Consider the following 14,348-nt stretch of genomic DNA (forward strand, 5'->3'; position numbering starts at 1 on the left):
GATGCCCGAAAGCGTGCAAATCCGGCGTCTCGCGCCCCGCTCCGTCAGGCCGCCGGTGACGCGCCCAGCTCCCACCGATCGACGTTGTCGAGCGGATACACGGGCCGCGCAAGCCGCTCGTAGCGAAACAGCCCGTAGTCCGAGCCCGTCACGCCGCGGCTGTCGCATTCGACCAGCGCGGCCGCGATCGGCACGAACACCGGCCGGCAATACATCCGCGATTTCAGCAGCAGGAAGCGCGCACGGCGCGGATCGACGCCGACGCTCTCGAACACGCCGAGATCCCACGGCTCCTGCGTGCGCTCGGTGACGACGAGCGTCGCCGCGCCGATGTCGAGCACGGCCGTGCGGCCCATGTACGCGCGCTGGCCCGTATAGGTCGGCCCCGTGATCACGTATTCGCCGTCGGTAATGGCGCGCACGACACCCGTCGCGCGAAACGGCTCGCGCCGCACGCCGCCGTGCGACGGCAGCCGGTTGCCGACCGGCACCGTGACGGTCGCGCCAACACCCGCATCGATCAGCGCCGCGACGGCTTGCGGGTCGCACAGCGGCCCGCTGACGATCCCGTCGAGCCCCTGCGCAAGCGCTTCTTCGAGCAGGTCCATCGTGTCGCACGGGCCGCCCGACATGCAGTTGTCGCCGTGATCGAGCATCAGCACCGGGCGGTCCGCGCCGCGCGCGAGCGCCGCGGCCTGCGCGACCGACTCCGCGAGCGGCGCGCTGCGGTAGACGAATTCGTCGCGTGCGTCCCAGATCTGCCGCGCAATACGTTCGGCGACGGCATCGGCCACCGCGCGATCACCGTCGCCGACCACGACGACACTGATGCACGGCGCGGGAATGTCCGCGAGCGAGAAACCCGAAAGCACCGACACGGCGAGCACGCCACCGACCTCGGCCTCGGCCGCGTGCGCGGCCTCCACCGCGCGCCGCATCGCGCCTTCGGCGCTCGCGCTGCGCAGCGTCGACGTCATCAGCGGCGGTTGCCGCCACGCAAGCACCGGCCGTGCGCGACCATGAAGCCGGTCGAGCAGCACGCGCGCCGCATGCTCGCCCGTCTCATACATGTCGACATGCGGATAGGTCTTGAAGCTGACAATCACGTCCGCGTGGTCGATCATCTTCTGCGTGACGTTCGCGTGCAGATCAAGCGCGACCGCGATCGGCGCGTCGGGCAGCGCCGCGCGCACGCGCGCGAGCAGGTCGCCCTCGCCGTCCGCGCTCTGCTCGGCGACCATCGCGCCGTGCAGGTCGAGCATCACCGCGTCGCAGCCGGGCGCGGCCGCGACGATCGCGTCGCAGATCGCCGCATACGCATCGGCCGCAACGGGCCCGCTCGGGTTCGCGGCCGCCGACACCGGCGTCACGATTTCAGCGCCTTCACGCGCGGCCGCATCGATGAACGCGGCCATCGCGGTACGCATCCCGTGGTTCGCGCGATACGCGTCGTCGCCCCAGTCGGGGCCGTTGCGGCCGAACGCGGCAAGCGGCGTCGGCACCGGCGAGAACGTGTTGGTCTCGTGGTTCATCCGGGCGATCAGGATTTTCATCGTGCATCACCTTCCACGATCCCGGCAGCGCCCAGCATCGCCTGCAGCAGCACGTTGCAGCCGGCTTCCAGATGCGCCGGATCGGCGTCCTCGATCTCGTTGTGGCTGATCCCGTCCTTGCACGGCACGAAGATCATCGCGGTCGGCGCAACGCGCGCGAGATACACGGCGTCGTGGCCCGCACCGCTGATCACGTTCATCGACGACAGCCCGAGCGCGCTCGCGCCGGCCCGAACCCGCTCGACCAGCGTCGCGTCGAACGGCTGCGGCGGGAAGTACACGACCTGCTCGACGTCGATCCGCATGCCGGCCGATGCGCGCAGGTCGGCGCACGTCGCGCGCAGTTGCGCATCCATCGCCGCGAGCGTCGCGTCGTCGGCCGCGCGCAGGTCGACGGTCAGCGTCACGCGGCCAGGAATCACGTTGCGCGAATTCGGGTACACGTCGACCCAGCCGACCGTGCCGCGTCCGTGAGGCGGATGCGCGCGCGCGATGCCGTTCACCGCGCGCACGAGATCGGCCGCGACCAGCAGCGCGTCGCGCCGCAGCTCCATCGGCGTCGGGCCCGCGTGCGCCTCCATCCCGTGCACGGTGACGTCATACCAGCGCTGCCCGAGCGCGCCCTCGACCACGCCGATCGTCGTGTCGTGCGCCTCCAGCACCGGCCCCTGCTCGATATGCGCTTCGAAATACGCACCGACCGGATGCGCGTCGCGCCCATCGTCCACATCGTCCACATCGCCCGCATAACCGATCGCGACAAGCGCGTCGCGCACCGACACGCCGTCGCGATCGCACTGCGCGAGCGCGTGGTCGAGCGTGAACGCGCCCGCGAACACGCCGGAGCCCATCATCACGGGCACGAAGCGCGAGCCTTCCTCGTTGGTCCAGACGGCGACCTCGAGCGGCGCACGCGTGCGCACGCCCACGTCGTCGAGTGTGCGCAGCACTTCGAGGCCCGCGAGCACGCCATAGTTGCCGTCGAACTTGCCGCCGGTCGGCTGCGTGTCGATATGGCTGCCCGTCGTCACGGGCGGCAGGTCGTCGCGTTCGCCCGCACGCCGCGCGAAGATGTTGCCGATCGCGTCGACACGCACCGTGCAGCCGGTTTCCTTCGCCCATGCGACGAACAGGTCGCGCGCCTCGCGATCGAGTTCGGTGAGCGCGAGGCGGCACACGCCCCCTTTGTCGGTCGCGCCGATCCGCGCGAGGCGCATCAGGCTGTCCCACAGCCGCGCGCCGTCGACGCGCAAGCCGGACGCCGCGACGCCCGGTGTCGAATCCTGAACTTGCATCGATGGAATTCCTCGCAATGAAAGGGCACGGCGCTTACGCGACGCCGACGCCCAGGTAACGGTCCTTCACCTCGTGATCGGCGGCGAACGCCGCGTTGCTGCCTTCGTAGACGATCACGCCCTGTTCGATCACGAAGTGGCGGTCCGCAAGCCGGGTGCACACTTCGAGGTTCTGTTCGACGAGCAGGATCGCGACGCCGGCCGCCTTGATCCGCTTCAACTGCTCGACGATCTCCTCGACGATCACCGGTGCGAGCCCCTCGACCGGCTCGTCGAGCATCAGCAGCCGCGGGTGGTTCATCAGCGCGCGGCCGATCGCGAGCATCTGCTGCTCGCCGCCCGACAGCTGCGCGCCGCCGTTGCGGCGGCGCTCCTTCAGGCGCGGAAAGATCCGGTAGATGTCGTCGAGCTGCCACGGCGAATCGCGGCGCGCGCCGAGCCGCAGGTTTTCCTCGACCGACAGCAGCCGGAAAATCCCGCGATGCTCGGGCACGAAGCACAGGCCGCGCGCGGCGATTCGGTGCGCGGGCTGCCCGGCGATCGGCCGGCCCGCGAACGTCACCGCGCCGCCGGTCGGCGCGACGACGCCCGCGATCGTCTTGAGCGTCGTCGACTTGCCCGCGCCGTTGCGGCCGAGCAGCGTCACCGTCTCGCCTTCGTTCACGTTCAGCGTCATGCCCTGCAGGACGTGGCTCTTGCCGTAGCACGCATGGACCTCCTTCACGTCGAGCATCATGCGCGGCCTCCCGTGATCATGTTGCCGAGATACGCACTGCGCACGCGCTCGTCGCCGCGAATCGCGTCGGGCTTGCCTTCGACCAGCACGCGGCCCTGCTGCATCACCGTGATCGTGTCGGAGATGTCCATCACGATTCCCATGTTGTGTTCGATCAGCACGACCGTGTAGTCGTCGCGCAGGCCACGGATCAGCGCCTTCATGTCGTCGAGATCGTCGATCCCCATGCCCGACGTCGGTTCGTCGAGAAAGATCGCGCGCGGCCGCGCCGCCAGCGCCATCCCGACCTCGAGCCGGCGCTGCTGGCCGTGCGACAGCACGCCGGCCGCCGTGTCGGCGAAGCGCTGCAGGCCGAGCCGCTCGAGCACGTCGTCGACGATGCCGTCGTGCGCGAGCGCACCGCGCGGCGGCGTCCACGGATTCAGCGCGCGCCGCGATTCAACGCCCTGTGCGGCAACCCGCAGGTTCTCGCGCACGCTCAGGTTCGGAAACAGGCTCGTCACCTGGAACGAGCGTGCGATGCCGCGCCGCACGCGCTTGTGATCGGGTTCGCGCGACACGTCGTGACCGTCGAACAGGATCGAGCCCGACGTGATCGGCAGCGTGCCCGTCAGCGTATGGAACAGCGTCGTCTTGCCCGCACCGTTCGGGCCGATCACCGAATGCACGGTGCGCGGCATGATCCGCAGGTCGACGCCGCCCAGCGCCGTGAACTTGCCGTAGCGCTTGACCACGCCGCGCGCCTCGAGAATCGCTTCGCTCATTGCTGCTCCCTGGCTGTAGCCGCCGTGCGTCCGGTGCGCCGAAGCGACGCCGCAACGCGTTCGCCCAGCCCCCACAACCCGCGCTGCATGAACAGGCTGACCGCGATCAGCACGAGGCCGAGCAGCAGCAGCCAGCGCGGCCACAGCGTCGCCAGCCAGTCCGCGAACAGCACGTAGAACGCCGCGCCGAGCACCGACGCGAACAGGTTGCCGGTGCCGCCGATCACCGTCATCACGAGGATCATCTCGCTCGTGTGATAGTCGATGTTCGACAGCGGCGCGATGCCCGTCATCAACGCGTGCAGCGCACCCGCGAGGCCCGTGACCGCACCCGAGATCACGAACGCCGCGAGCTTGAAGCGCTTCACGTCGTAGCCGGCCGCCGCCGCGCGCGCCTCGTTGTCGCGGATCGCGAGCAGCGTACGGCCGAACACCGAGCGCGACACGCGCAGCAGCAGCCAGAACACCGCGACGAACAGCACCGCGACGAAGCCGTAGTAGCGCCACGGCGAATCGAGCGAAACGAGCGGATGCCCGAACGCGGCGAGCGCGGGGCGCGGGATGTCGAGCAGCCCGTTGTCGCCGCCCGTGACGTCCGGCGTCGTATAGGCGAGAAAGTAGAACAGCTGCCCGAACGCGAGCGTCAGCATCACGAAATAGGTGCCGCGCTGCCGGATCGAGAACCAGCCGACGAGCGCTGCCGCGACGGCGCCGAGCGCGGCGGCAGAGAGCAGCGCGACGCTCACCGACGCGACGCCGCGCGTCAGCACGAGCCCCGCCGCGTAGCTGCCGAGCCCGAAGAAGATGCCCTGCCCGAACGACAACAGCCCCGTGTAGCCGAGCAGCAGGTTGCAGCCGAGCGCGGCGAGCGCGAACACCAGCACCTCGGTCGCGAGCGACCCCGAACTCAACACGAGCGGCAGCACGCAGGCCACGGCCACCGCGAGCCAGCCTTCCGGGCGTTGCAACGCGGCGCGCCATGCCGGCGCGCGCTGCGAGGCCGCCGCCCCCGGCGGCAGCGGTTTCGACGATTCGATCATGCGGCCCTCCCCAGCAACCCGTTCGGACGCAGCAGCAGCACGGCCGCCATCGCGACGTAGATCATCAATCGCGCGCCTTCCGGCCACAGCGTGCTCATCAGGCTCTGCACGATGCCGACCAGCAGCCCGCCGACGAGCGCGCCGAGAAAATTCCCCATCCCGCCGACGACGACCACGACGAACGCGACGCCGAGCGCCTCGATGCCCATGAACGGATCGACGCCGCGGATCGGCGCGGCGAGCACGCCCGCGAGTGCCGCCGTCGCCGCGCCGAGCGCGAACACGAGGCTGAACACGCGCGTCACGTTGATGCCGAGCAGCGAGACCATCTCCGTCGATTCGCTGCCCGCGCGCACCGTGCTGCCGAGCCGCGTGCCTTCGAGCACCCACCACAGCAACGCGGCGAGCACGGCCGTGAACGCGATCACGAACAGCCGGTATTTCGGGTAGACGAAGCCGCCCCAGATCACGACGCCGTTCAGCGCGTCGGGCGGCGGCACGTTGTCGCCGAGCGGGCCCCATGCGAGGATCGCGCACTCCTGCAGCACGAGCGCGAGCCCGACCGTCGCCAGGATGTGGAATTCATGCTGCTGCGCGTACACATGACGCAGCACGAGCTTTTCGACGCCCCATGCGAACGCGCCGACGACGAGCGGCACGACCGCGAGCGCGACCCAGAAATTCGCCGACCATTGCAGCGCCTGGTAGCAGAGATACGCACCGAGCAGGTAGAACGCGCCGTGAGCGAAATTCACGAAGCGCAGCAGGCCGAACACGATCGACAGGCCGACGGCGAGCAGGAAATACAGCATGCCCACGCCGATGCCGTTGACGATCTGCAGCAGATAGACGTTCATGGCTTCCGTGTCGGAAAGGAAGGTAACGGACGTCCGCGGCGCACGATGGCCGCGGACGCATGCACGGCGTCACGCGAGCTTGCAGCCCGTCTTGTCGACCGGCAGGAACGACTGGCCCGAGCTGACGATGTCGGCATAGTCGTCCGCGCTCTTCATCCGGCCCTTCGGCTTGCCCTTCAGCAGGTAGTAGTTCTTCAGCACCTGGTGGTCGGCCTTGCGGATTTCCTCCGGGCCCGTAAGGCCGTCGTACTTCATGCCCTCCATCGCCGCGACGACCTTCTTCGGATCTGCGCTGCCGGCCCTCACCATCGCGTCGATCAGGATCTTCGAGCAGATGTACGAACCCGCGAGGCTGTAGTTCGGGTTCGCCTTGAACGCGGCGTTCGCGCGCTTCACCAGGTCGCGGTTCAGCGGCGAGTCGATGCCGTGCCAGTACTGCGCGCCGAAATACACGCCGTCGCAGATGTCGGGGCCGAGCGCCTCGAACTGCTCGAGGCCCGATGCCCACGCGAGCAGGATCGTGCAGTTGCGCTTCATCCCGAAGCTGACGGCCTGGCGCAGCGTGTCCGACGATTGCGAGCCGAAGTTCAGGATCAGCAGCACGTCCGGCTGCGCGGCCGCCGCGTTCGTCAGGTAGCCGCTGAACTCCTTCTCGGCGAGCGAGTGGTAGCTGTTGCCGACATGCTCGATGCCCTTCTCCTTGAAGATCGCTTTCGCGGCCGACAGCAGGCCGTCGCCGAACACGTATTGCGGCGTGATCGTGTACCAGCGCTTCGCCTTCGGCAGCATCTGGATCAACGGGCGCACCGTCTGCTCGATCGCGCCGAAGGTCGGCACCGACCAGCGGAACGTCGCGGCGTTGCAATCCTTGCCGGTGATTTCGTCCGCGCCGGCCGTGGTGATGAACACGCCGTCCGCCTTCTGGACTTCCTTGCCCATCGCCAGCGATTCGGACGACAGGATGCCGCCCGCGAAGAAGCGCACGCCCTTCTGCTGCGCGATCTCCTGCACGCGCCGCACGGCGGTCGCGGGTTTGCCCTCGGTGTCGAGCGCCGTATAGGCAAGCGGCGCGCCGAGCACCTTGCCGTATTGCTTGACGGCGAGCTGCATGCCGAGATCGGCGTACTTGCCGTTGGCGGCGAACGGCCCCGACATCGGCACCGGGCACGCAAGCTGGATGGTCGACCCCTGCGCGAACGCGGCACGGGACGACATGCTGCCGAGCGCACCCGGCACGGCCGACAGTGCGGCCAGTTTCAACAGTTCTCGGCGATTCAAGTTGACGCTCCTGATAAAGGGGGACACACGCGATGCGACCGACTGCCAAACCGTGCCCACGCCCTGCAGGATGCGCGCCGCCGGTTGATCCTATTTATCATGATAAATAGAATGAACCTGATGCTAGAGTTGATCAAAATTGGTGTCAATCAGGCAAAATTCCGTACCCTGCGCCGGAACGGATCGTCGACGATGATGCGGCGCGCAGTCAGACAAAGGAGTCATGAAGATGGTCATGGACCGAGCCAGGGCGGGCCTCGCGGTCGAAATCAAGCAGCCGAAGCGGGCCGACCTCGTCGCCGAGGAGATCAAGCGGCTGATCACCGAGAAGGACCTGAAGCCGGGCGACCGCCTGCCGCGCGAAGCCGAGCTGCAGCAGCTCTATGCCGTGAGCAAGAGCACGATCCGCGAGGCGCTGAAGTCGCTCGAGGTGCAGGGGCTCATCAAGGTCACGACGGGGCCGTCGGGCGGCGGGATGGTCGTCGAGGTGCCGCTCGACCGCACGCTGCAGCTCCTGCAGAACTACCTGTTCTTCAAGGACGTGACGATCGACGACATCTATACGGTGCGGCAGCTGCTCGAACCCGAACTGGCGGCGGGCGCCGTGCCGCACCTGAGCGAGCGCGACTTCGCCGCGCTGGAGTCGAACATCGCGTGTTGCGACGGCGCGTCGGGCGTGCACGACCGCGGCCACATGCTGCGCCAGCGACAGGAGGACACGACGTTCCACGACATCCTCGCGGCCGCGAACCCGAACCCGTTCCTGCGATTCAGCTGCGAGCTGATCAACGAGATGATCCGGCAGTTGATCGAGTTCCGGAACGATACGCCGCTCGTCGAGCACAAGCGCTTCGGCGCAGCGAACGTGTCGATCCACAAGGCGATCCTGCAGGCCGCGCGCGAGCGCGATGCCGAGCGCGTCCGTGCGCTGATGGTCGAGCACATGACCGAGGCGCCCAAGCATGTGAAGCGGATGAAAGGCAAGCTGCGCGGGCGTCTGATCCTCGACTCCGAGATTCGCAGGCGGGCCGCCGCTCCCGTTGCGGGATCCGATGCGGCCGCAACGGATCCCGAAGAGGGCTGATCGTCGGCAAACGCAGACTTTATCGCGCGCCGCCTTCCGTGTACCCCGTCGTGCCCTTCGTCTCCAGATACTCGACGAGGCCGAATTCCGCATACTCGCGCCCGTTGCCCGAGCGCTTGTAGCCGCCGAACGGCGCGGCCGGGTTCCATGCCGGATAGTTGATGTGGACGTTGCCGACACGCAGCCGTGCGGCGATCCGGCGCGCGCGTTCGAGATCCTTCGACTGCACGTAGGCCGCGAGCCCGTAGACCGAATCGTTCGCGAGCGCGACGGCCTCGTCCTCCGTGCGGTAGGTCATGATCGACAGCACCGGCCCGAAGATTTCCTCGGTCGCGATCGTCATGCCCGGCGCGACGTTCGAGAACACCGTCGGCCGCACGTAGAAGCCGTCGCCGAGCCCGGCCGGCCGCCCGGGGCCGCCGGCGACGAGCGTCGCGCCTTCGTCGATCCCGAGCCGGATGAAATGCTGGATGCGGTCGAACTGCGTGCGGCTGACCACCGGCCCGATGCCCGTCTCCTGCGAACGCGGATCGCCGACGACGGTGCGTTCCGCCTCGCGGCGCGCAGCCTGCTCGGCCAGCGCCAGATGATCGGCATGCACGAGCATGCGCGTCGGCGCGTTGCATGACTGGCCGCTGTTGCTGAAGCAGCTGCGCACGCCGCGCGTGACCGCATCGTCGATATCGGCGTCGGGCAGGATCAGGTTCGGGCTCTTGCTGCCGAGCTCCTGGTGCACGCGCTTCACGGTATCGGCGGCGGCCTTCGCGACCTCGACGCCCGCACGCGTCGAACCCGTGAACGACACCATGTCGACATCCGGGTGCCGCGACAGCGCATCGCCCGCTTCATGCCCGTAGCCGTGCACGAGGTTGAACACGCCGGGCGGCACGCCGGCTTCATGCAAAATTTCGGCAAACAGGATCGCGCTGAACGGTGCGATCTCGCTCGGCTTGAGCACCATCGTGCAACCGGCCGCGAGCGCCGGCGCCACCTTGCACACGATCTGGTTGATCGGCCAGTTCCACGGCGTGATCAGCGCACACACGCCGATCGGCTCGTGCGACACCAGCAGCGAATCGGTCTGCGTGCTGAAGCGGAATGACTGCAGCGCGCGGATCGTCTGTTCGAGATGCGCGGTGCCGACCGCGGCCTGCATCGCGCGCGCGAATGCGATCGGCGCGCCCATCTCCTGGCTGATCGTTTGCGCGACCTCATCGTAGCGGCGCCGATAAATGTCGAGCACGCGCCGCAGCAGCGCGACGCGCTCGTCCACGGACCAGCGCGAGTACGTGTCGAAGGCCTGCTTCGCCGTGCCGACCGCGCGGTCGACGTCGGCCGCGCCGCCGATCCCGAGCTGCGCATACGGCCGCGCGGTGGCCGGGTCGATCACGTCGATCGACCGTGCATCGGCCGGGTCGAACCACTGGCCGCCGATATAGGACTGTTGTGACGTTCGCATCGAATGCTCCTGTTGTGACGGATGCCGGCTCAGCGCGTCGCGCGTGCATAGGCGTCGACGAGGATGTCGCGGATTTGCGCGACGAACCACACGATCTCGTCGCGCGACATCACGAGCGGCGGCGAGAACTGCACGATCGGCGTGCCCTCATGATCGACACCCGCACGACACAGCAGCCCCGCGTCGAAGATCGCGGGCGCGAGCAGCGTCGACACGAACGCCTGCGCGCCGATGCCGGCCGACCAGCGACGCGCGGCCTTGTCGGTCACGAGTTCGAGCGAGTAGTGGTAGCCGTCGCCGCGCACGTCGCCGACGCACGGCAGTTCGAGCAGGCCGTCGAGCGTCTGGCGGAACACCGCTTCGTTGGCGCGGACGTTCGCAAGCACGCCTTCGCGTTCCATGATCGCGAGGTTCGCGAGCGCGGCCGTGCATGCGACCGGATGGCCGCCGTACGTCGCGCCGTGCAGGAACATCTGCTGCGGCCCGTCGAGCACGGTGTCGACGACCGCGTCGCTCGCGATCACGCCGCCGAGCGGCACGTAGCCCGACGCGATGCCTTTCGCGAACGTGATGACGTCCGGCTTCAGCCCGTAGCGCGCAGACCCGAAATATTCGCCGAGCCGTCCGAACCCGCAGATGACTTCGTCCGCGACGAGCAGCACGCCGTGCCGGTCGCAGATGTCGCGCAGCCCGGCCGCGTAGCCGGCCGGCGGCGTCAGGCTGCCGCCCGCGTTCTGCAGCGGCTCGACGACGATCGCGGCCACCGTGTCCGGCCCTTCCTGCACGATCAGCGATTCGATCTCGTCGAGCAAGTGGCGCGTGAACTGCGCTTCCGTCTCGCCCGTCGGGCGGCCATAGCGCTTCGTGTTGCCCACATGCCGCACGCCCGACATCAGCGGCTCGAAATGCTTGCGGAAGTTCGTCATTCCGTTCAGCGCGAGCGCGCCGAACGACGTGCCGTGATACGCGACACGCCGCGCGATGAACTTGCGCCGCTGCGGCTCCCCGCGCGACTGGTGATACTGGCGCACCAGCTTGATCGCCGACTCGTTCGACTCCGACCCGCTCGACGTGAAGAACACGCGATTCAGGCCGTCCGGCGCGAGCGCCGCGAGCTTGTGCGCGAGCCGGATCGCCGGTTCGTGGCCATAGCCCCAGTTGGTTGCGAACGGCAGCCGCACCATCTGCTCGCGGATCGCGTCGCCGATCTCCGCGCCGTGGCTGTAGCCGACCTGCACGCAGTACAGCCCGGCCAGCGCATCGAAGTAGCGCTTGCCGTTGCGGTCGACGAGCCAGCAGCCTTCGCCGCGGTCGAACACGGTCAGCGCGTGGTCGCGATACGCATCGGCGTGCGTGAAGTGCATCAGCAGGTGGCGCTTGCCGAGCGCCTGCAGGTCCGCATCGGGATTGACGTCAACGGCGTTCATGGGTCACTCCTCCTTCAGGGTTTCAAAACCGGTATCCGGCGACCGGTCGTTCAGTTCATCGACAGCGTCGGCGCCGGGCGCGTGAAGCCGCGCGTCAGCCACACGAGCTGGCAGAGCCCGAGCGCGAGCCAGCCGATGCCGACGTAGAACGTCTGGCGCGACAGCCCCGACCAGAGCCACACGTTCATCACGAAGCCGATCGCCGGCATCGCGCCGAACGCGATCCAGCCCGCGGCATGGCGGTGCTCGGGCCACCACAGATAGCTGCGCATCACGCACAGGTTCACGATCGCGAATGCGACGAGCGCGCCGAAGCTGATCATCGTCGACGCGAGATCGAGCGTGACGAACAGCGCGGACAGCGACACGACGCCGACCGCGAGCGTCGCGCGCACCGGCGTGCGCAGCCGCGCATGCAGGTGGCCGAACACGCGCTCGGGCAGCACCCGGTCGCGGCCCATCGCGAACAGCACGCGCGTCACGCTCGCCTGCCCGGCCATCGCGCTTGCGAAGCAGCCGGCCACGTACACCGCGACGAACAGTGCCGACAACGTGCCGCCGCCGATACGCCGCATCAGGTCGAGGCTGGCCGAATCGAGATCCTTGAACGCGTGCCAGTCGGGAAACACCACTTGCCCGATGTATGCGATCAGCATGAACAGCAGGCCGCTCGCGAGCGTGCAGAGCAGGATCGCGCGCGGGACCGTGCGCCGCGGCTCGCGCGTTTCCTCCGACAGCGTGGTGACCGCATCGAAGCCGAGAAACGACAGGCACAGGATCGCGGACCCGGCGAAGATCGCGCGCGCATCGCCCGACGACGGCAACGCGACGGCCATCGACAGTCCTTCGCCGCTCGCAACCCGCGCCGATGCGACGACGAAGATCGCGATGAACACGAGCTGGCTCGCGATCAGGATCAGGTTCACGCGATTGACGAGCCGGATGCCGACGATGTTCAGCCCGGTGACCAGCGCGATGCTCGCGACGATCCACACGCTGGCCGGCACGGCCGGGAATAGCTGCTTCATGTAGATGCCGATCGCGAGGTAGCTGATCATCGGGATGAACAGGTAGTCCATCAGCAGCGCCCAGCCGACCATGAAGCCGGCCGACGTGCCGAAGTTGCGGCTCGCGAACGTATAGGCCGACCCGGCGCTCGGCATCAGCCGCGCCATGTGGCCGTAGCTGCGCGCGGTGAACAGCATCGCGACCAGCGTGACCGCATACGCGGCCGTCAGATGCCCGTTCGTCTCGCTCGTGACGATCCCGTAGGTCGTGAACACCGTCATCGGCAGCATGTACGCGAGGCCGAAGATCACCAGCGTGAACAGTCCGAGCGGATGCGCGTTGCGTCGTCCGTTTGCGTCGCATCGATGCGCGCGCGGCTCCGGGTCATTCGTCGAAGCGACCGATGCGGACCGACCTGGCCTGTCGTTGTTCATGCTGTCCTCACGTGAATTGCGTTCATGACGTCAACACCCGTTTCGTCGGCAACGCGTGCATTGCACGATTCGGAAACGAGTGTGGTGCGCCAAAAAATCGACGACGAATGAGAAAAGCGGACGTTATCGAGGGATATTTGCGGACACATCGCCGCGCGTCGCGCCGGCCAGTCATGAATGGTGCTGTGCCGCACTGGCGTTTTGCGGACATTCCGGCTATGTTCTACGCGATCCCGTCGCCGCATCCGCACCATGGACAGCCGCTCCCATCGAAACCAGAGCAGGGCCGAGCGCAGCCTGCGTTCGTCGCTCGGCCTCGCGCGTCCGGCCGGACGCCAGGAAGACATTCCCGCCACCGTCCACGCGATCGCGGTCGCGCTGGACGAGTGCCGCGTGCGGCGCATCGACGGCGCCGCGCTGCTCGAAGGCACCGGGCTCGGCGCGGACGAAGTCGCGTCGCCGAACCTGCACGTGAATCGCGGCCAGGAGCAGCGCTGTTTCCGCAACCTGCTGCGCTGCAGCGGCGTGCCGTCGATCGGGCTGTCGATCGGCGCGCGGCTGCACGTGTCGACGCTCGGCCTCGCCGGCTACGCGATGCTGATCAGCGGCTCCGTGATGCAGGCGTTCCGGTGCATGAGCCAGTTTCCGCTGTTCATGGGGCTGTATTTCGATGTGCGTATCGATGCGCACGCGGAAGGCATGAGCGTGACGATCGGCCGCTACAACGGCGAGCCCGATCTCGAGGTGTTTCAGGTCGACATGTGCCTGTCCAGCCTGCGCCTGATCGTGTCCGATCTCGTCGGCAAGCCGGTCTGGCCCGAGCAGCTGCAGCTCGCGCGCCGCACGCCGCGCAACGCGGCCGACTACACGCGCCACTTCGGCTGCAAGGTCGCGTTCAATGCGGGCAACAACCGTCTCGTGTTCACGTCCGTGAACGGCACGGAAACGCCGCGCCTCGCGAACGAAGTCAGCTTCAACGCGCTGCACTACCAGTGCGAGGCGCTCGAACGTCAGTGGGCCGCGTCGGTCGGCACGCGCTTCGCCGATCGCGCGAAGGAACTGATGGCGCGCGACCTGCCGCGCTTCAAGTCGATGACGTCGCTCGCGGATGCGCTGCACTTGACGGAGCGCACGCTGCGCAGGCGGCTCGACAAGGACGGCATCACGTTTCAGTCGCTGCTCGACGAAGTGCGTCACGACGAAGCGGTGCGGATGCTCGACGACCACACGCTGACGGTCGCGGCGATCGCGGAACGTCTCGGCTACAGCGAGCCGCGCAGCTTCCGTCACGCGTACCGGCGCTGGACCGGCAAGACGCCGCGCGCCGAGCCGGACGTCGACGCGGCATGGGTCGGGCGCGAAGTGCGGCTCAGCGACGGCCGGCTGACGCTGCTCGAATAAGCGCGGCGCGCC

At 68.2% G+C, this 14,348-nt stretch carries 12 protein-coding genes; 2 read left to right on the plus strand and 10 right to left on the minus strand.

Annotated features, from left to right (window positions below; genetic code table 11):
- Positions 1–44 precede the first annotated feature (44 nt).
- The 7 genes from AC3WLY_RS14665 to AC3WLY_RS14695 form a co-directional block, all read right to left on the minus strand.
- Positions 45–1,553, minus strand: coding sequence for a M81 family metallopeptidase (locus tag AC3WLY_RS14665; protein WP_492308676.1), 1,509 nt, complete (start codon positions 1,551–1,553; stop codon positions 45–47).
- Positions 1,550–2,848, minus strand: coding sequence for a Zn-dependent hydrolase (locus AC3WLY_RS14670; RefSeq protein ID WP_492308675.1), 1,299 nt, complete (start codon positions 2,846–2,848; stop codon positions 1,550–1,552). Before AC3WLY_RS14670 ends, AC3WLY_RS14665 begins: the two co-directional genes overlap by 4 nt.
- A 34-nt stretch (positions 2,849–2,882) precedes the next feature.
- Positions 2,883–3,584 (minus strand): ABC transporter ATP-binding protein, encoded by a 702-nt coding sequence (locus AC3WLY_RS14675; protein WP_425130645.1) that lies wholly within the window; start codon positions 3,582–3,584, stop codon positions 2,883–2,885.
- Complete coding sequence (locus AC3WLY_RS14680) at positions 3,581–4,348, minus strand: ABC transporter ATP-binding protein (protein WP_072440446.1); 768 nt, start codon at positions 4,346–4,348, stop codon at positions 3,581–3,583. Before AC3WLY_RS14680 ends, AC3WLY_RS14675 begins: the two co-directional genes overlap by 4 nt.
- Positions 4,345–5,388: a branched-chain amino acid ABC transporter permease gene (locus AC3WLY_RS14685; RefSeq protein WP_425130644.1), complete on the minus strand. Its 1,044-nt coding sequence runs from the start codon at positions 5,386–5,388 to the stop codon at positions 4,345–4,347. The genes AC3WLY_RS14680 and AC3WLY_RS14685 overlap by 4 nt, the downstream gene beginning before the upstream one ends.
- Positions 5,385–6,245 carry a branched-chain amino acid ABC transporter permease gene (locus AC3WLY_RS14690; RefSeq protein ID WP_072440443.1) on the minus strand — a complete coding sequence of 287 codons (861 nt, stop codon included), beginning with the start codon at positions 6,243–6,245 and terminating at the stop codon, positions 5,385–5,387. The genes AC3WLY_RS14685 and AC3WLY_RS14690 overlap by 4 nt, the downstream gene beginning before the upstream one ends.
- A 69-nt stretch (positions 6,246–6,314) precedes the next feature.
- A complete protein-coding gene (locus AC3WLY_RS14695) occupies positions 6,315–7,523 on the minus strand; it encodes an ABC transporter substrate-binding protein (protein WP_492308674.1) in 1,209 nt (402 codons plus the stop codon).
- 229 nt (positions 7,524–7,752) lie between these two features.
- Between AC3WLY_RS14695 and AC3WLY_RS14700 the strand changes: the two genes are divergently transcribed.
- The gene (locus AC3WLY_RS14700) at positions 7,753–8,607 is read left to right on the plus strand and encodes a FadR/GntR family transcriptional regulator (RefSeq protein WP_425130643.1); all 855 of its coding nucleotides are present in this window, start codon (positions 7,753–7,755) and stop codon (positions 8,605–8,607) included.
- 19 nt (positions 8,608–8,626) lie between these two features.
- Here the strand turns inward: AC3WLY_RS14700 and AC3WLY_RS14705 are convergent, their stop codons facing one another.
- The 3 genes from AC3WLY_RS14705 to AC3WLY_RS14715 are packed head-to-tail and all read right to left on the minus strand — an operon-like array spanning position 8,627 to position 12,935.
- A complete protein-coding gene (locus AC3WLY_RS14705; RefSeq protein WP_492308673.1) occupies positions 8,627–10,066 on the minus strand; it encodes an aldehyde dehydrogenase family protein in 1,440 nt (479 codons plus the stop codon).
- 29 nt (positions 10,067–10,095) lie between these two features.
- The gene (locus tag AC3WLY_RS14710; RefSeq protein WP_175963383.1) at positions 10,096–11,493 is read right to left on the minus strand and encodes an aspartate aminotransferase family protein; all 1,398 of its coding nucleotides are present in this window, start codon (positions 11,491–11,493) and stop codon (positions 10,096–10,098) included.
- A gap of 50 nt (positions 11,494–11,543) precedes the next feature.
- Positions 11,544–12,935 (minus strand): APC family permease, encoded by a 1,392-nt coding sequence (locus AC3WLY_RS14715; protein ID WP_492308672.1) that lies wholly within the window; start codon positions 12,933–12,935, stop codon positions 11,544–11,546.
- Positions 12,936–13,187: 252 nt separating this feature from the next.
- Between AC3WLY_RS14715 and AC3WLY_RS14720 the strand changes: the two genes are divergently transcribed.
- Entirely contained in the window at positions 13,188–14,336 is a 1,149-nt protein-coding gene (locus tag AC3WLY_RS14720; protein WP_425130641.1) for an AraC family transcriptional regulator, read from the plus strand.
- Positions 14,337–14,348 lie beyond the last annotated feature (12 nt).

Source organism: Burkholderia sp. FW306-1C-G01B, assembly GCF_058781685.1.